The 17,532-nt window shown below is 64.6% G+C and carries 13 protein-coding genes; 10 read left to right on the top strand and 3 right to left on the bottom strand.

The genetic code is table 11. The features are described from left to right. Nucleotides 1-15: 15 nt before the first annotated feature. The 6 genes from DAES_RS03880 to DAES_RS03905 are packed head-to-tail and all read left to right on the top strand — an operon-like array spanning nt 16 to nt 8,526. A complete protein-coding gene (locus tag DAES_RS03880) occupies nt 16-1,158 on the top strand; it encodes a 4Fe-4S binding protein (protein ID WP_013513729.1) in 1,143 nt (380 codons plus the stop codon). 27 nt (nt 1,159-1,185) lie between these two features. Beyond that, complete coding sequence (locus tag DAES_RS03885; RefSeq protein WP_013513730.1) at nt 1,186-4,659, top strand: 4Fe-4S binding protein; 3,474 nt, start codon at nt 1,186-1,188, stop codon at nt 4,657-4,659. A gap of 16 nt (nt 4,660-4,675) precedes the next feature. Continuing rightward, nucleotides 4,676-5,245, top strand: coding sequence for a 4Fe-4S dicluster domain-containing protein (locus DAES_RS03890; RefSeq protein WP_013513731.1), 570 nt, complete (start codon nt 4,676-4,678; stop codon nt 5,243-5,245). Then, on the top strand, nt 5,242-6,252 hold the full coding sequence (locus DAES_RS03895; protein ID WP_013513732.1) for a CoB--CoM heterodisulfide reductase iron-sulfur subunit B family protein: 1,011 nt from the start codon (nt 5,242-5,244) through the stop codon (nt 6,250-6,252). The genes DAES_RS03890 and DAES_RS03895 overlap by 4 nt, the downstream gene beginning before the upstream one ends. Next, nucleotides 6,245-7,147, top strand: coding sequence for a universal stress protein (locus DAES_RS03900; protein WP_013513733.1), 903 nt, complete (start codon nt 6,245-6,247; stop codon nt 7,145-7,147). The genes DAES_RS03895 and DAES_RS03900 overlap by 8 nt, the downstream gene beginning before the upstream one ends. 59 nt (nt 7,148-7,206) lie before the next feature. Next, nucleotides 7,207-8,526: a (Fe-S)-binding protein gene (locus DAES_RS03905; protein WP_013513734.1), complete on the top strand. Its 1,320-nt coding sequence runs from the start codon at nt 7,207-7,209 to the stop codon at nt 8,524-8,526. Between the two features lie 93 nt (nt 8,527-8,619). On the opposite strand, the gene DAES_RS03910 is transcribed toward DAES_RS03905, so the two are convergent. The 3 genes from DAES_RS03910 to DAES_RS03920 are packed head-to-tail and all read right to left on the bottom strand — an operon-like array spanning nt 8,620 to nt 12,837. Beyond that, a complete protein-coding gene (locus tag DAES_RS03910) occupies nt 8,620-10,731 on the bottom strand; it encodes a tetrathionate reductase family octaheme c-type cytochrome (protein ID WP_173358459.1) in 2,112 nt (703 codons plus the stop codon). A gap of 44 nt (nt 10,732-10,775) precedes the next feature. Beyond that, nucleotides 10,776-11,939 carry an NrfD/PsrC family molybdoenzyme membrane anchor subunit gene (gene nrfD / locus DAES_RS03915; RefSeq protein WP_013513736.1) on the bottom strand — a complete coding sequence of 388 codons (1,164 nt, stop codon included), beginning with the start codon at nt 11,937-11,939 and terminating at the stop codon, nt 10,776-10,778. Further along, a complete protein-coding gene (locus tag DAES_RS03920) occupies nt 11,929-12,837 on the bottom strand; it encodes a 4Fe-4S dicluster domain-containing protein (protein WP_013513737.1) in 909 nt (302 codons plus the stop codon). Before DAES_RS03920 ends, nrfD begins: the two co-directional genes overlap by 11 nt. Before the next feature lie 111 nt (nt 12,838-12,948). On the opposite strand from DAES_RS03920, the gene DAES_RS03925 reads away from it, so the two are divergent. The 4 genes from DAES_RS03925 (at nt 12,949) to DAES_RS03940 (ending at nt 17,351) form a co-directional block, all read left to right on the top strand. Then, entirely contained in the window at nt 12,949-13,611 is a 663-nt protein-coding gene (locus tag DAES_RS03925) for a Crp/Fnr family transcriptional regulator (protein ID WP_013513738.1), read from the top strand. Between the two features lie 371 nt (nt 13,612-13,982). Further along, entirely contained in the window at nt 13,983-15,380 is a 1,398-nt protein-coding gene (locus tag DAES_RS03930; protein WP_013513739.1) for an FAD-binding oxidoreductase, read from the top strand. Between the two features lie 2 nt (nt 15,381-15,382). Then, a complete protein-coding gene (locus DAES_RS03935; protein ID WP_013513740.1) occupies nt 15,383-16,525 on the top strand; it encodes a (Fe-S)-binding protein in 1,143 nt (380 codons plus the stop codon). A 13-nt stretch (nt 16,526-16,538) separates the two neighbouring features. Then, nucleotides 16,539-17,351, top strand: coding sequence for a hypothetical protein (locus DAES_RS03940; protein WP_013513741.1), 813 nt, complete (start codon nt 16,539-16,541; stop codon nt 17,349-17,351). The last annotated feature ends 181 nt before the right edge of the window (nt 17,352-17,532 follow it).

A 17,532-nucleotide genomic window follows, 5' to 3' on the forward strand; every position in this document is an offset into this window, starting at 1 on the left:
CAAAGGGGTGACGACATGGCGACCACAGCGAAGATACAGGTGGAAGGAAACAATCCGGTCTTGGCCCTCCAGGGCTTTCTGAAGGGGTTGCTGGGCGACGAATCCATCGGCGGTGTGCTGGTGTCGGTCCACCATTTTGGCAAGGGCATGCCCATGCCGACCCTGGTGACCGATCCGGCGCAGCTCTCTGGCGCGGACCCGCTGGCCCCGGCCTTTCCCATGAACAGCGCCAAGCTCCTGTCCCGCCTGACGCGCGGCCAGGCGGGCGAGCGCATCGCGGCGGTCATGCGTCCGTGCGAGATCAGGGCGTTTGTCGAGCTGGTCAAGCTCAACCAGGGCAGCCTCGATAACGTCATCCTGGTGGGCATGGACTGTCTGGGGGCCTACGACAACGTCAACTACAAGCTGTTTCTGGGCGATCAGGACCCGTTTGCCGCCACCCTTGGTTTTCATGGCGTGAACGGGGTCGGCGTGTCCGCCGGAGGGGTCGAGATAGCCAACGCCTGCAAGGCGTGCGAGCACCCGTCGCCGACCAACGCGGACATCGTCATCGGCGTTGCCGGGGCGGACCTGCGCGAGAGCATCCCGGTCATGGCCACCAGCGCGCGCGGCGAGGCGTTGCTCAGCGCGCTGAATCTGCCGGAAATCCAGTCCACCAACGGGCGCGACAAGGCCCTGGCCGCCCTGGTGGAGGCCAGGACCGTCTACCGCGACGCCATGATCGAGCAGACCAAGAGTGTGACCGGCACCCTGACCGACCTGTCCGAGTACCTTGCGGGCTGCGTCAACTGTTACAACTGCCGGGTGGCCTGCCCGGTCTGCTACTGCAAGGAGTGCGTCTTCAACACCGATGTCTTCGAGCACAAGCCGTGGCAGTACGTGGAGTGGGCCAAGCGCAAGGGCAGCCTCAAGATGCCCACGGATACCATCTTTTACCACCTGACGCGCATGGCGCACATGAGCATGGCCTGCGTCGGATGCGGGCAGTGTTCCAACGCCTGTCCCAACGACATCCCGGTCATGGAGCTGTTCAGGACGGTTGCCGCGCGGACCCAGGCGAGCTTCGACTACGAGCCGGGGCGCAGCCTGGACGAGCCTCCGCCCATGTCGGTGTTCAAGGAGGACGAGTTCCAGGACACGGTGTCGCACATGGTCTGATCGGGAGCATGAGTTTGGGAGGTCATTATGAGAAAGCAATACGGCGCATTGGTGGTCGGAGCGGGTATAGGCGGCATCCGGGCCGCCCTGGATCTGGCCGTCACCGGCCACAAGGTCGCGCTCATCGACAGGCGGCCAAACCACGGCGGCATCCTGAGCCAGCTCGACCACCAGTTCCCGTCGGACCATTGCGGCATGTGCAAGATGCTGCCGCTCATGGCGCGCGATTCGTCGAGCCAGTTCTGCCTGCGCAAGGGGTTATTCCACGACAACATCGACATCATGCTCTCCACCGAGCTGGTGGAGCTTGAGGGCGAGCCGGGCAAGTTCTTCGTGTCCCTCAGCCGCAAGTCCACGCTGATCGACCCGGCCAGGTGCGTCAGTTGCGGCAAGTGCTCGGAGGTCTGCCCGGTGCGGGTGCCGAGCGAGTACAACGCCGGGCTGACCATGCGGGCCGCCGTGCATCTGCCGGTGCCTCACGCCATCCCCAACCACTACGTGGTCGACCTCGAAAACTGCCAGCGGTGCTGGAAGTGTCACGAGGCGTGCCCCACCGGAGCCATTGACTTCAAGTTCGACGAGCGCAAGGACTTCCACATCCTGGTGGCGGACAGCGATCCGGCGGTGGCGGCCATGATCAGGGAGAGTCTGGGCGAGCAGAACTTCCCCCTGCATTTCGCCGCTTCGGGCAGCGAGGCCGTGGACATGCTTGCCGAAGGGAGTGAGGCCGGAGGCGGGCGCATCAGGCTGACGCTGCTGGGCATGAATCTGGACGACATGGGCGCGGACCGCGTGCTGACGCGTTGCCGCGAGCTGCGGCCCGACATGCCCGTGGTGCTCCTGGCCGAGCCGGAACAGGCGGAACAGGCCGCCGAACTGGTCATGCAGGGCGCGCGCGAACACCTGACCAAGCCCCTGTCGGCCAAGCGGTTCGTGCCCTGGCTCGACAAGCTCTACATGCGCATCATGTCCGACACGGTGGAGGAGCTTGAGGTCGGGGCCGTGGTCCTGGCCGGCGGGTTCGAGTGCTACAATCCGGTCATGGACCCGGAGGGCGGCCAGGATGTGTGGTGCTACGACCACCCCGGCGTGCTCACGGCGGTGGAGTTCGAGCGGCTGCTCAGCCACGCCGGACCGACTGGAGGCCGCCTGCTCAGGCCGGGCGACAACGCCCCGGTGCGCAAGATCGCCTGGATACAGTGCGTGGGCTCGCGCGATGTGCAAAAGGGCGCGGATTTCTGCTCGGCGGTGTGCTGCATGTTCTCCATCAAGGAGGCCGTGCTGGCCAAAAAGGCCGCGGCCGGCGACCTGGACGCCACCATCTTCTACATGGACATGCGGACCACGGGCAAGGGGTACCAGCGGTATCGCAACCGGGCTGAGGCCGAGGATGGCGTGCGCTTCGTGCGCAGCAGGCCTCACTCTGTCGTGCCTGCTCCGGACGGCAAGGGGCTGAAGATCGAGTTCATGACCGACGACGGCGCGCTGGTCGAGGAAATCTACGACATGGTCGTGCTGGCCGCCGGGGCTCGCCCGCCCCGCGGCATGGACAAGTTCGCCCTGACCGCGGGCCTGGACCTCAACGAATGGGGATTCGTGCAAACCCAGCCCTACGCCCCGGAGCGGACCAGCCGCGTGGGCGTGTTCTCGGCAGGCGCGTTCGGCGAGCCCAAGGACATCTCGGAGTCGGTCATCCAGGCCGGCGCCGCAGCCTCGGCTGCGTCGCGGATCATCAAGATCTACGACGTGCTGGCCGGGATCGGCGGCGAGCCGGAGCCATCCTACCCCGACGTGTCCAGGGAGCCGCCCCGGACCTTTGTGGCCGTGTGCGCCTCCTGCCCCACCCTTGAGCTGGCCGTGGACCTGGACGCCCTGAGCCAAAGGCTGGCAACGGTCCATTCCGTGTGCAAGGTGGTGGCCGTGGGCAGCGCCTGCACCCATGCGGGCTGGAAGGACATCGAGCGCGGCGTGGCCGAGTTCAAGCCCAACCGGGTGCTGATCGGCGCGTGCATGCCCTATGCCTACATCCCCCGCCTCAAGGAGCTTGGCCGGGCCATCGGGTTGAATCCCGCCCTCATGGACGTGGTGGACATCTACAGCCCCACCTTTGACATGGGCCGGGACGACGACCCGGAGAGGCCGGACAGGACCATCAAGGCCGAAAAGGAGATTTACGCCGCCCTGGCCACTGCCGTGGCCCGGCTCCAGGGTGCGGACCCGGTGCCGCCGCCGACCATGGTGGACGTGGCCCGGTCCGCCCTGGTGGTGGGCGGCGGACTGGCCGGCATGACCGCGTCCATGTCCATCGCGGACCAGGGATACGGCGTCTGTCTGGTGGAGTCCGAGGAGGAGCTTGGCGGCATGGCCATGCGGCTGCACACGCAGCTCGACGGCACGGACCCGCGCAAGTTCATGGAGGAGCTGATTGGCCAGGTGGAGAAGCATCCGAACATCAAGGTGTTCAAGGACTCGCGCGTGGTGCTCTCGCGGGGCAGCGCCGGACGGTTCCGCTCGGCCATCGCCAGCCCGCGGGGGGTCTTTCCCCTGGAGCACGGCGTGACCATCCTGGCCACGGGCGGGCATGAGGCCAAGGTGTATGAGAGCGGCCTGTGTGTCCACAAGTCGGTCATGACCCATCTGGCCATGGAAGAGGGGCTGGCCAGCGGCACCATCGACGCCGGGGCGCTGGGGTCGGTGGTCATGATCCAGTGCTGGCGCGCGCCCGACGAGGACCGCAAGTATTGCAGCCGGGTCTGCTGCCCGGAGATGCTCAAGAACGTCCTCACCCTCAAGGAGCGCAACCCGAATCTGCCCATCTACGTGTTCTACCGCGACATCATGACCCAGGGGTTCCTTGAGACCTACTACACCAAGGCGCGCAAGGCCGGGGCCATCTTCATCCGCTACGATTCCGACACCAGGCCTGTGGTCACCTTCGAGGAAGGCAGGCCTGTGGTCACGGGACGCGATCCGGTCCTGGGCGCCGAGGTCCGGTTCAGGCCCGATCTCCTCTCCCTTTCGAGCGGCTTGGAGCCCAACGACGTGGAGGAACTGCTTGAAATCTTCGGGGTGGAGATCGACGGGGACGGCTTCTACCGCGAGGCGGACTTCAAGTGGCGGCCCGTGGATTTCCTCAAGCAGGGCCTCTACATGTGCGGCATCGCCCACTCGCCCCGGCGCATGGACGAGACTATCGCCTCGGCCAAGGCTGCGGCCCAGCGCGCCCTGCGTATCCTCAACGCCGAGAAGATCACCCGCGAGACCGTGGTGGCCCAGGTGCGCCACTCCCTGTGCTCCCTGTGTCAGGCGTGCGTGGCGGCCTGCCCCTATGGCGCGCGCTCCCTGGACATGGACGCCGGGCGCATCGCGGTGGACGAGATACTCTGCCAGGGGTGCGGGGCGTGCGCGGCCGTGTGCCCCAACAGCGCGACCATACTCAAGGGATTCCACGACGGGCCGATGATGTCGGTCATCGACGCGGCCCTGGAAGAACCGGCATAGCCAAGGACGGTGAGCCATGAGCGAAGTGAAGACAAGGACATGGAGCCCGGCGACAGACGAATACCAGGCCGTGCTGGCCGGACTGCGGGACATGGTGGGGGCGTGCATGCAGTGCGGCACCTGCACCGCGTCCTGCCCCAACTGGCACGCCATGGATGTGTCCCCGCGCCGCATGTGGCGGATGATCCAGTTCGGCATGCTCGACGAGATCCTGGAGAGCCGGACCTTCTGGCTGTGCTCGTCATGCTACATGTGCACCCTGCGCTGCCCGCGGGGGCTCAAGCTGACCTCGGCCATGGGCGCGCTCAAGCGGTTGGCGCGGCTCGACGGATCAAGGCAGGCCAGGCGCAACGGGGCCTTCTACGAGGCGTTCATGGCCGATGTGGAGGCCAACGGGCGGCTCCAGGAGGCGAGCATGATGCAGGGCTATTTCCTGCGGCGCATGGACCCGAGGCTGCCCCTGTCCTTTCTGCCCCTGGGGCTGAAGATGCTCGGCAAGGGCAAGCTGCACCTGCCGAACCATGCCCAGCGCGGACGGCTCGGACCCATGTTTGCCAAGGTCAGACAGATGGAGGCGGGATCATGAAGTACGCATACTACCCCGGCTGCTCGCTCATGGAGAGCGCGCGCGAATTCGATGTCTCGGTCCGGGCGGTCATGGACAGGCTCGGCGCAGAGCTGATCGAGATTCCGGACTGGACGTGCTGCGGGGCGAGCGCGGCCGAGCCGGTCAGCAAGCTCATGAACTACGCCCTGCCAGCCCGCAACTTGGCCATTGTCCAGGACGAGCTGCCGGGCCTGGACGTGCTCGCCCCGTGCAGCGCCTGCTACCTCAACCTGCTCAAGGTCAACCGCGAGGTGGTGGGCGAGCGGCATCTGCATGGCCGGGTCAACGAGGTGCTGGCCGCATCCGGCCTGACCTACCGGGGCGAGGTGAACGTGCGCCACCTGCTGGACGTGCTGCTCAACGACGTGGGCGCGGGGATCATGGCCCAGAAGGTGACTCGCGGTCTGGAGGGCATGAAGCTCGCGCCCTACTATGGCTGCCAGATTCTTAGGCCCTATCCCGTGTTCGACTCGCCGGGCAGGCCCACCTCCATGGAGCCGATCATCCGGGCCATGGGCGGGCAGGTGCATGAATGGGACTGCGGCAACCGGTGCTGCGGCGCGTCGCTCATGGTCGGCCACCGCGACGTGGCGCTGCACTCCGTGGCCGCGATCCTCGATCAGGCCGACGGGGCAGACGCCGTGGTTACGGTCTGCCCCCTGTGCCAGATGAATCTCGAAGCCTACCAGGGCCAGGCCGTCAGGGCGGGGGGCCGCCGGGTGCCGGTGCTCTACCTGACGCAGGTCATGGGGCTGGCCCTGGGCCTGGACGAGGAGGCCGTGCAGCTGGGCAAGAACCTGAGCCTGAACGCCGGAGCCAGACACGGCATTGAAACGCGGGCCTGGAGCCTTGGGCTTCAGGCCGAAGATGCCGAGTCCGGCCAGGGGGGTCCGGGCGAGCCCCGGCCAGATCGGCCAGACCGGCCAGACCGGCCAGACCGGCCAGAAAAGAAGAGTAACCTCAACAAGGGAGCGAATCATGTTTAAGGACATCATCGTCGGCGTCACGCCGTCCGGCGTGGACAAGTGCGCGGTCATGGCGGCTGCGGAGTTCGCCAGGAAGTTCGAGGCAAAGCTCTACCTGACCCACGTGGCGGGCATGGCCCAGGGCTGGGGCTCCATGGAACACCTCGAACCCTCGGGTGAGACTGAGCGGATCAAGAGCCAGATAGAGGAGATGTACAGCGACCTCCTGAGCGGCATCGCGGAGTACCAGATCAACGTCATTCCGGGTATCCCCCACGCCGAGATACTGCGGCTGGCCCGCAAGAAGAACACCGACCTCATCGTCATGGGACCGCACACCAAGGAATACGAGGAAAAGCGGTCCAAGATGTGGGGCATGGCGGGCAGCACCCTGGAGCGCGTCAGCCAGAAGGCCCGCTGCCCGGTCATGATCGTGCACAAGGACGTGGCCTGCAAGGACCCGCTGTTCGAGAACATCCTGGTGGCCACTGACTTCTCGGATCAGGCCGAGTGCGCCGTGAACTACGGCGGCCAGATGGCCCGCCAGTACAAGGCGAACCTGACGGTCATGCACGTGGTCGAGCCCGGCGTGAGCGCGGGCGACGTCGAGGCCCGCCTGGCAAACGAATACGGCCCGCGTCTGGATGGCGTGCCCGGATGCTCGTTCGGTGTCTGTAGCGGCCAGCCGCCCATGGAGATCCTGCGCATGGCGCAGCAGAAGCGGGCCGACCTGATCATCATGGCCCACCACTCCAAGGAGATGGACCCGGAGAAGGCGTTTCTCGGTTCCACGGTGGTCCAGGTGGCCCTCAACGGGGCCTGCCCGACCATGAGCGTCAACCGCCACTTCGATCTGCGCTGCGGCCTGATGTACGATCAGGCCGGCCAGGTCGTGCAGACCGAGGCCACAGTCTAGCCTGTCCGCCGCCCCTGCCTGCGCGGGCGGGGGCGGCGGCGTATCACAAGGAGCGGATCATGGACATGGTCATTCCAAAGCCGATGGATGTCGGGGTGCGCGACTTCCTGAACCGGTTCGACTTCAGCGCCTGCATGATCTGCGGGACATGCTCCAACGGCTGCCCGGTCACCGGCACGCCCGGCATGGGGGGCTGGGACACGCGCAAGGTCATGCGCATGCTCGCCTATGGGATGGTGGACGAGGTCGTGGACTCGAAATTCCCGTGGTTGTGCACCGGCTGCGGGCGGTGCGCCTATTCCTGCCCCATGGGCATCGACATCCCGGCGGTCATGGGCCACATGAAGAGCCTGCGTGACCGCGACAAGGTGCCGGGATCGCTGCACAAGGGCATGGCCAACAACCTGGAGACCGGCAACAACCTCGCCATCTCCAAGGAGGAGTATCTCTCAGGCATGGCCGAACTGGGCGTGGAGATGGCCGAGGAGTGCCCCGGCTTCTTTGTCCCGGTGGACAAGCAGGACGCCAAGGTGTTGTTCTTCCCCAATTCCAAGGAGGTCTACGGCGATTTCGAGGACCAGTACTGGTGGTGGCGGATCTTTTACGCGGCCAAAGAGGACTGGACCGTGCCATCCGAGGGCTGGGAGGCCGTGGACTGGGCGCTCTTCACCGGCAACTACGCGGGCAACAAGAAGCTGGCCAAGCGCAAGATCGACTACATGAAGCAGCACAACATCGAGCGCATGATCATGCCCGACTGCGGCGGCGGTTCCTACGGCTGCCGCAAGGGCATGGACACCTGCGTGCTGGAGGACCCCAACAACGAGGTCGGGTTCATCTACCTCTATGATTACCTGGTCCAGGTCATCCGCGAGGGCCGCGTCAAGCTCGACAAGTCGGTCAACGCGGGCAGGCGGTTCACCTGGCACGACTCGTGTAAGCATGGCCGCGAGCTGGCCCGCCACTTCGGCAAGGGGTTTTATGACGAGCCGCGCTGGATCGTCAGGCAGTGCGTGGACGACTTTGTCGAGATGTCGCCGGACCGGGGGCTCAACTACTGCTGCGGCGGGGGCGGCGGCATGTGGCCCATGCCCTTTGAGGACGAATCCGCCTGGCATGCCCGGCACAAGTACGACCAGATCAAGCGCAGCGGCGCGGACGTGGTGGTGGTCGGCTGCTCCAACTGCCGCGACCAGATCATGAAGCGCATCCCCAAGTACTACAAGGACTACAAGTACGAGGTGAAATACCTCTGGCAATTGGTGGCCGAGACCCTGATCCTCGAACCCTGGGAGCAGGACATGGTGGCCCGGGCCGAGGCCGCGGCCAAGGCCCAATGGGAGCGGCTGGGCGTGGAGCTGGACACGACTGAATACTGATCCGGCCTTGCGGCAAGGTCCCGGTCGGGCCAGGGAAACAGCCCCGGAATCAGGAGATTCCGGGGCTGTTGATGGTTTTCAGGCGGTATTGCCTTACTTCTTGGTGGCGCCATACCCCAGCGGCAGTGTCTTGAAGCGGCCTCCCGAGAGGATCGGGTCGTCCTTGTAGCCGAGCTTCTTGAAGTCGATGTAGTCCGTGGTGCCGATCAGGGAGCCGACATCGCGTCCCTTGAGCCGCAGGTGTTCGAAGTCAGCGCCTTTTTCCACCAGTTCGCGGAACTTGGCGTTGCGGCCATCCTGGTGGCAGCGGTCGCAGGTGCGATCGCCCTTGAGGCTCGTGTGGCATTGCACGCAGGACAGGGCGTGCTCCTTGGGCATGACTTCATGCTCGATGCGCCAGTACATGTTCGTGGCGACCCACATGTACTCGCCGCTGTAGGGCAGCTTGGCCTTTTTCATGCCTTCCTCGAAGGCAGCCTGCCAATCCGCGCTCACCCAGAATGCCGTTTTGTCTTCCTTGTCATAGGGGAACGTGTGGGGGACAAGCAGATGCCGATGCTCGGCATCGGCGGGCTGGATGGCGGCCATGATCTTGAAGGGCGTGATCTTGGAGTGCGGGTCCTTCATCGAGCCGATGGGTTCGGTGATGTTGGTCTTCACCAGGGCGCGCTTCTGCGCATAGGTCAGTTCCTCGCCCGGCCTGAAGCCCACGGCGTCGGGGTTGATGGTGTCGCCCAGGACGTGCCGCTTCATGAATCCGTTGTACCACGCGTATTCCGGCTTGGCGGATTCCTTCCACTCAAAGGTTCCCTTCATCCAGTTGTAATCCTCCTTGCCGTACTTGTCCTTCTGGGCCTTGCGATCCCTGTCTCCGGCAGTGGACCAGTCCCACCATGTCTTGGTGGCGAGGCATTTGGAGTATACGGGCGAGTGGCAGGTGTTGCAGCCCACCGTGTCGCAATGCTTGTTCAGGTGATGGTCGAGCAGGCTGTCGCCGTAGTGCGGGGCCGAGGTGTGGCAGTCCTCGCAGGCGCGGGACCCCTCGACCACCGGGGCGGACGTGGAGCGGCCCGATATCTTGTGATTTCGGGTTTGATGGCATTCCACGCACTGGAAGTCATACCCGCCCATGTGGATGTCGCAGTCGCGGCTGGGCCAGTTCAGTTCCGAGCTCATGTCCGCGTGCTTGACCGCGTCGCCGCCGCCGCCGCTGAAGTGGCAGGTGCCGCACGAACTGCGGCTGGTGGGGCCGACATTTTGCGCCACATGGGGCAGATCGACCTTGGGGTCGGGCATGCCCGCCTTGGGCGGCGCCTTGACGTAACTGCCGGTGGTGTCATGGCAGACCAGGCAGTCGATGTTTTCGGTTTTGCTGAAGTCGAAGGTGTCGTCCTTCCAGCCGTATCCGGCATGGCATGACGTGCAGCGGGCCTCGTTGCTGAGGATGGAGATGCAGAAGTTGTTGATCGTTGTCGTTCCCTTGCCCGACATGACGTCCTTCCTCTGCTCGGTCGTAAAGGGCGAAGGGCCGCGCCACAGCCAATGGGCCGAGGTCAGCATGTCCTTGCCCGCGTCCTCGTGGCAGCGCAGGCACTCCTTGGTCACTTCCTGAGGTGTGGGGTTGGCCGGGAGCTTGACCAGTTCCTTGTGATCCACAGGACGCGTGGCATGGCATCCTTCGCAACTGACCGGCCCCTTCTTCATGTCGGCATGACACCCCATGCACTGGATGTGGTAGGCGGCCTTGAGGCCGAGGCGCTCCTGGTCGCCGCCAGAAAACGCCTCCTGGTGACAGGATCTGCAGGCCACGGTTTCAGCAGCCTCGGGGTCGGCGGGACGGTAATGGTGACACGCCGCGCAGTCTCCGTCCAGCGATGCCGCATGCTTTGCGTGCATGAACCGCACCGGGCCATACTTTTTGTCGTAGGTGTCGACGTAGGGGCTGTCGAGAAGGATGTAGCTGCGCTTGATATCCTTGAACCCGATGTCAATGTTGCGCAGCCGCTGTTGCCTGAGCGGCAGGTCCTCCATGAGCACCTTCTCCACATACGGATACGTTTTCCTGGCCAGTTCTTCGGCCTCCTGCTGATCCGGAGCCACCCAGCCTTCCGGCTTGGGGGTCAGGTCCTTTCTGGATTTTTCAACCGGTTTTTGTGCCTCTGCGGGGGGTGCCGCAGACCATGCGGAGGCCGTGACCCACACCATCAGGGCAACGGCGGCGAAGGCCAGCCATTGCAGTGTGTTTCTCTTCATCGGGAAACCTCCTGTCTCCGGGCCGAGAGCACCGGGAAATGGGTGACGAACACCCGGTAGAGGAAGAAGATCGTGGCCACGGCTCCGACCGTGACGATGATCTCGCCGATGGCCGGATAGTAGGGCCCGGTCGCATAGGGTGCCTTGAAGGAGACGACAAAGACGTTGAACCGGTTCAGCATGACCCCGGCTACCACCAGAAGCGCGGCTATGAAGAGAAGCCGCCGCGACCGGCGCACTTTTCCGAAGAGGAGCATGAGCCAGGGCAGGACAACGCCCAATCCGACTTCGATGAGAAAGGAATTGCTCTGGGCCGATCCGTCCAGGAGCGTGACATACGCGTCCCGGTATACGAGATCGCCGAGCTTGAGGACCATGTAGATGCCGAGCAGCAGGATGGTGATCCTGGAAAGCGGCGTCAGGATGTGCATTTCCGATTCGAGCTTCAGCGACGAGGTGGCGATGGCGGTCTCCACCACGACCATGGGATAGCCCACGGCAAAGGCGGAGGTGAGGAACAGGAGCGGTTGCAGCGGCGTGTACCACAATTCCGACATCTTGGTGGGGGCAATGACCAGCAGGGTGCCGAGGCTGGATTGATGCATGCAGGAAAGCACCACTCCGAGGAGGATGAACACCCACATGGTCTTGTCCAGGATGCGGTCAAGGAACCTGAGCAGGGGGATTTTCTCCCCGAGCCGCTCTGCCAGTACCGGGATGAACTCGATCCACAAGACCGTGACATAGGCCATCACGCACATGGCGACCTCGAACAGGGCCGAGTTGTGGTTCTGGTAGACAACCGCCTTCCAGATGGCCCAGGACCGGCCTATGTCGATGAACACGGCTATGGCCACAAAGGTGTATCCCAGCGCCGCTGTCAGGAGCGCGGGCCTGGTGATGGCTTCGTAGTAGTGGCGTCCCATGATGTGGGCGAGGAAGGCGGTGGTGAACCCGCCTGCGGCCAGGGCGACCCCGGACGCGACATCAAGGCCGATCCAGATGCCCCACGGGTAGTGGTTGTCCAGGTTGGTCACGGCGCCGAGCCCGTATGTGTACCGAAAGACCAGGGTCACGGCGGCTGCGAACATGAGGGCCGCCATAACCAGGGTGCCCGGTGTCCAGAAGGGCGCGTCGATGGGTTGCGGCTTATGACTCATGGTTCGCCTCCTTGTCGGATTTGCGGGATGTGAGGCGCATGATTCCTCCCAGTACGCCGAACAGGACCAGGGGTGACCAGAGATAGCTGAACAGCGAATGCTGAATGGTCTCAGTGATCTTGGGCATGGGCTGGCTGGGCAGCTTCTGAAAGCCGACCTTCTCAAAGTCCACGCCCGAGACATACAGCCAGCTCGTGCCGCCGACTTCCGATTCGCCGTAGACGTGGTCCACGTATCGGGCCGGATCGCTGTCGATGCGCGTATGGGCCAGGGTCAGCAGTTGCGAGCGCTTGCCAAAGGTGATCGCCTCCACCGGGCAGATGGAGGCGCAACCGGGCTTGCCCCCTTCCTTTTCAATGCGTTCATAACAGAAGGTGCATTTGCGCACCCTGGGCGTGATCGGCTCGTGATATTCGTAGGCCGGGATCTCGAAGGGGCAGGCCGCCATGCAGTAGCGGCAGCCGATACACTTGTCGACATCGTAATGGACCGTGCCATTCTCTTTCTTTGTGAGCGCCCCGGTGATGCACGCCGAGACGCACGCAGGATCCTGACAGTGCATGCACTGCACCTTGACATAGGTGGGCACAGGCTTGTCGTTGTCGTCCAGCCGCCCCGAATAATGGCGGTTGATCACCGTGAAGCTGTCGTGCTCGGGACGGCGCTTGATGTCCAGAATTGTCAGGTCGTCGAACCTGACGGCTAACGCAGGCAGGCTGTTGACTTCCGAGCAGGCCTGTTCGCACTTGCGGCAGCCCACGCAGCGGGTCAGATCGACCAGACAGCCATAGGGGTCCGGCGGGGCCTTGGATTGCCATGCCTGAGCATCCCTTGGGGTAGTGGCGGCCACTCCCGCAACCCCAAGTGCGCCCATGAATAACCTTCGTGATATTTCCATGACTCAGTCCTCCAGCTATATTAACTGGTTACACATTATTCACGCACAAAGCATAGGGGAATTCCTGGTTTGGCGCATTGATAATGATCAATTTCTGTGAAAAAAAAGGGCATGAACGCTTACGAACTGCTGCGCCAGATTCCTCTCCTGGCGAATCTCGATGACGACGCCGTCCAGGCGTTGGCCGAGAGAGCCCGCACGCGGGTCTATGGTCCTGGCGAGCGGATCGTGAGCCAGTCCGACAATATCCAGGCGTTTTTCATCGTCCTTTCGGGTCACGTCAAAATTTTCAGAAGCAATGAGGATGGCAAGGAACAGATCCTGTATCTTGTGCAGGAAGGGCAGCCGTTCTGCTTTTGCACGGCGTTCACGGACAGGCCGTATCCGGTCAATGTCACCGCCCTGGAGAAGAGCCAAGTGGCCACCATCCCTGCCGCGGACATGGAAGATATGGCCCGCAGGGAGCCGCTGTTGCTGCTCAAGATCATGCAGACCCTGGCCGGGCGTCTGCTGGAGGCCATGAACATGGTGGAATCCCTGGCCCTGCATGGCACCCAGGAACGCATCGCCCATTTCCTCATGCACGCGGAAACCTGCTCGGCTTCAGGGCCGGGCGAATCCTTCCGCCTGCCGGTCTCCCACAGGGAACTGGCCAAGATCGTGGGAACAACGCCGGAAACCCTCTCCCGCGTCATTCAAAAATTCAAACGGAACAAGACAATAGAAGCCAACGGCAAAACCATCCGCATCCTCGACCGCAACGCGCTGGTGTAGGGTGAGAGATTCCGGGGGGAGAACTTTTGAAAAAGTTTTCCCCCCGGACCCCCCTTTCCAAACTTTTTGGGTCTACGCCGCCAGGAAGGGCAGACGGGCAAGCAAGGGCTTGATGGCGGCGTAGGGGGCTGTCGTTAGCAGGAAGGTGGGCCTCTTTTTTTCAAAGAGAAAGGAAGGGTGCCTTTTCGCGCATCCACGCCCTCTCCGCCGCTGTCCGTCTTTTTGCGTCCCCCAGCCTCGCCTTGCGGCGGAGTCACAAAGAGTTTTGGAGAGTCCAGAGAACCTTTTCCAAAAGGTTCTCTGGCCGCCGGAGGCATCACTCCGCAAGCGCGTCCATTGACACCCATCTTGAGCAGCCGTACCTTCCGGGCATGACTGAATATGCCACTTTCTTGACCGCTGCCCACGCGGCGTTTTTGCGCGACCTGTTCCCTGGGGACGGGTGTGTCCTGTCGCCCGAGGGGTTGGCCGCGTTTTCCACGGATGCCAGCCGGGAGCGGGCCATGCCCTGGGCTGTGGTCCGGCCCCAGGGGCGGGCGCAGGTGGTGGAACTGCTGCGCTGGGCTGATGCGGAGCGGATGCCCGTGTATGGCCGGGCGCGCGGCACCGGGCGGGTGGGCGGCGCGGTACCGTCGCTGGGCGGGGTGGTGGTCTCCATGCTGCGCATGGCGGGCGAACCGGTGGTGGATGCGGACGATTTCGTGGCCGTGGTCCAGCCTGGGGTGATCACCGCCGATCTCCAGGCGGCGTGTGCGGCCAAGGGGCTTTTTTATCCGCCGGACCCGGCCAGCGTGCGTTTTTCGACCATAGGCGGCAATGTGGCCACCTGCGCGGGCGGGCTGCGCGCCGTCAAGTACGGGGTCACGCGCGACTGGGTGCTCGGGATCGAGGCCGTGCTGCCGGGCGGGCGCGTCCTGCGGGCGGGCGGGCGGTCGCACAAGGACGTGGTCGGGCTGGACCTGACCCGGCTTTTCGTGGGCAGCAACGGCAGGCTCGGCCTGATGACCGAGATCATTGTCAAACTCATTCCCCTGCCCGAGACCTCGGCCTCGGCGTTGGTGGGCTTTGCCGATCTGGCGTCCTCCCTGGCCGGGGCCGGGGCCGTGTTCCGCGCGGGCGTCCTGCCCTCGGCCTGCGAGTTCATGGACCAGGGCACGCTTGAGGCGGTGCGCATGGGACCGGGCGGGGATTGCATCCCCCTGGCGCAGGGCGCGCGGGCCGCGCTGCTCTTCAAGCTCGACGGCACCGGGCCGGGCGTGGCTGCCGAGATGGACAGGCTGATCGCGGCTCTGGCGCCCCTTGGTCCGGTGTCTGTGGAGGTGGGACGGGGCGAGGCCGAGGAGGCTGTCTGGGCTGTGCGCCGGTCCGTTTCTCCGGCGACCTTCAGGATCGCGCCGGACAAGCTGGCCGAGGACATCGCCGTGCCGCGCGGCCGTGTGGCCGAGGCCGTGGAGCGCGCCCGCAGGATCGGACAGGCCCACGGGTTGACCGTGCTCTGCTTCGGCCACCTGGGCGATGGCAACATCCATGTCAATATAATGCATGATCGGTCGCAGCCCGGCGTGGCGGATGCGGCGCACCGGGCCGCCGACGAGATTTTCCGGCTGGCCGTGGAGCTGGGCGGCACCATTTCCGGCGAGCACGGTACAGGCCTGACCAAGGCTTCGTTTGCCGACGAGCAGTTGGGCCGCGATGCAGTGGAACTGATGCGCGGCGTGCGCCGGGTCTTCGACCCCCATGAGATCATGAACCCCGGCAAGGGGTGGTAGGCGTGGCGGGCGAGTGCATCCTGTGCGGCAAGTGCCTTGAGGTCTGTCCGCTGCTGGCCGCCACTGGGCGCGAGGAGCTGGGGCCGCGCGCCAAGGCGGACCTGTGCGCGCTCCTGGCCGGGGATGAGTCCCTGCTGGCCTCGGCAGACGTGGCCCGGCTGGCCGGGCTGTGTCTGGGCTGTGGCCGCTGCGCGACCGTCTGCTCCCAGGGCGTGGACGTGCCCGGTCTGGTGGCCGGGCTGCGGGCTGCGCACCCGGATTTCAAGGGCTGGCTGTGGAAGACGTGGCTGACCCATGCCAAGACGCTCTGGCCTGCGGGTTCCGCTGCGGCCCGACTCGTCCCGGAATCGTTGCGGCCCGACAGGTTCGGCCCCTTGCTCAAGATGCTGGCCGGGCTTGGGGCCGGGCCGGGGCTGACTCCGACCTTGGCCCCGTTCCTGACGCCGACCTCCTTTCCCGGCACCCACCGGGGCGAGCGGATGCTCCTGTTCGCGGGCTGCACAGCCACCTTGGTGCGCCAGCAATGGCTGGCCGCTGCCCGCAGCCTGCTCGACGGGCTGGGCGTGGACATCCAGTCCGGAGATTTCCGCTGTTGCGGCGGCGGGTTGAAGACCGCCGGATTCGTGGACGAGGCGCGGGCCATGGCCCTGCACAACATCGCGGTCTGGCGCGGGGCGGGCAGGCCGAAGGTGGTGACGTTCTGCGTGTCCTGCCTGTCCGGGCTGCGGGGGTACGACGCGCTCTTCGGCGATCCCGCCGAGGCCGAGGTCTGGCGGAACTCCATGACAACGTTATCAATTCTTGCAAAGGATACCGACTTCGTGATATCCGGGGCCGTCCCGGCGCAGATCGCCTATCACCGCCCCTGCCATGCGCATGGCGCGGACAGCGACTTCCTGTTGCTGAAAGCCGCCCTGGGCGACCGTTTGGTCGCGTCCACGGACCGGCAGTGCTGCGGGTTCGGCGGGGTCATGTCCCTTGGCGCGCCGGAGCTGGCCGACCGGGTCAACGCCCGGTGTTGGGACCAACTGGCCGGGGCCGAACTGGTCCTGACCGGCTGCTCGGCCTGCGTGGCGCGGCTGGCCGCCACCGCGCCCCAGGGCGTGGCCGTGGGCCACTGGCTGGAGACTGTCGAAATCACATAATTTGGAGGGTGGCATGGCACGGGTCGGGCTTGGAGCGGTGTTCAGGGAGAGTGTGGCGTTGTGCCGGTTCCGGGCCAGGTTTCTTGCCGGGATGTTTGCCGTCATCGTGGCGCTCATGCTGCCTTTCCTGTGGGTGAGGGTGGTCGAACCGCCTTCTTCTGCATTGCTGGCCGTGCTTATGGCATGCGTTCTCCTCTACTTCCTCGTCGCCACAGCCCTTCAGGTGAGCGTGTTTCACACCCTGATCACGACTCTGCGCGGGCAGGCCTCGCCGATTGTCCCTGCCGGGCTGATTCCCAGGACATTGCGGACGCTCCTTGCCGAGTTGAAGGTGGTGTTGGCTGTCATCATCCCTGGCGCGCTGATGTTGTTGCTGGCGGGATTCATCACCGTGATCTTCCTCACCTCGGAGGAAGGGCTTGCGTATCCGTTGCTCGCGGGGGTCATCAGCTCTTTCGGCCTGTTTGCCGTTGGCGGGTGGTTCAGTGTGCGCCTGGGAGCGGGCATCGCTTCCGCTGCCGTGGGGGAGAGGCTTTCGTTCAAGGATTCCTGGCGCATGACCCGGGGGCACTCCCTGGCCCTGCTCGTTTCCATCCTTCCCTTTGCCGTGGCCCCGCAAATTGCTTCCTATTTGCTGGCGGACGGGGCTAGCCCGCTGGGTTCGGGCTTATCGGCAGGGATGCTGGTAAGCATGCTTGTGAACGGTGTGGTTTACATGTTCACCTATGCTGTCCTGTCCGTATGGTATGTCCGGCTCAAGGAGCGCTACGACGTGGAACGGGAGGCTGCCGTTGCAGTCGCCGAGGCCGGACACGGAGCCAGCTGATCGCACGCGGGTGGCCCCTGATCAGGCCTTTTACTGTCTTCCTCCTTTGTGCTATTGCAGGACGCGCCGGGGTTGCAGCCCGTCCGCTTTTTGGCCCTGGCGCGTTGACTTTGCCGGGCAAAGACCTATTTTTTGTGGCAACGCCCGGTTGAAGCCGCGCCCCGCATACGATTTTCAGGAG

Source organism: Pseudodesulfovibrio aespoeensis Aspo-2, assembly GCF_000176915.2.
GTDB lineage: Bacteria > Desulfobacterota > Desulfovibrionia > Desulfovibrionales > Desulfovibrionaceae > Pseudodesulfovibrio > Pseudodesulfovibrio aespoeensis.

What these genes read in the sequence shown, in the direction of transcription:
- DAES_RS03880 (WP_013513729.1), top strand. Translation starts at nt 16, where the DNA reads ATGGCGACCACAGCGAAGATACAGGTGGAAGGAAACAATCCGGTCTTG.
- DAES_RS03885 (WP_013513730.1), top strand. Translation starts at nt 1,186, where the DNA reads ATGAGAAAGCAATACGGCGCATTGGTGGTCGGAGCGGGTATAGGCGGC.
- DAES_RS03890 (WP_013513731.1), top strand. Translation starts at nt 4,676, where the DNA reads ATGAGCGAAGTGAAGACAAGGACATGGAGCCCGGCGACAGACGAATAC.
- DAES_RS03895 (WP_013513732.1), top strand. Translation starts at nt 5,242, where the DNA reads ATGAAGTACGCATACTACCCCGGCTGCTCGCTCATGGAGAGCGCGCGC.
- DAES_RS03900 (WP_013513733.1), top strand. Translation starts at nt 6,245, where the DNA reads ATGTTTAAGGACATCATCGTCGGCGTCACGCCGTCCGGCGTGGACAAG.
- DAES_RS03905 (WP_013513734.1), top strand. Translation starts at nt 7,207, where the DNA reads ATGGACATGGTCATTCCAAAGCCGATGGATGTCGGGGTGCGCGACTTC.
- DAES_RS03910 (WP_173358459.1), bottom strand. Translation starts at nt 10,731, where the DNA reads ATGGTGTGGGTCACGGCCTCCGCATGGTCTGCGGCACCCCCCGCAGAG.
- nrfD (WP_013513736.1), bottom strand. Translation starts at nt 11,939, where the DNA reads ATGAGTCATAAGCCGCAACCCATCGACGCGCCCTTCTGGACACCGGGC.
- DAES_RS03920 (WP_013513737.1), bottom strand. Translation starts at nt 12,837, where the DNA reads ATGGAAATATCACGAAGGTTATTCATGGGCGCACTTGGGGTTGCGGGA.
- DAES_RS03925 (WP_013513738.1), top strand. Translation starts at nt 12,949, where the DNA reads ATGAACGCTTACGAACTGCTGCGCCAGATTCCTCTCCTGGCGAATCTC.
- DAES_RS03930 (WP_013513739.1), top strand. Translation starts at nt 13,983, where the DNA reads ATGACTGAATATGCCACTTTCTTGACCGCTGCCCACGCGGCGTTTTTG.
- DAES_RS03940 (WP_013513741.1), top strand. Translation starts at nt 16,539, where the DNA reads ATGGCACGGGTCGGGCTTGGAGCGGTGTTCAGGGAGAGTGTGGCGTTG.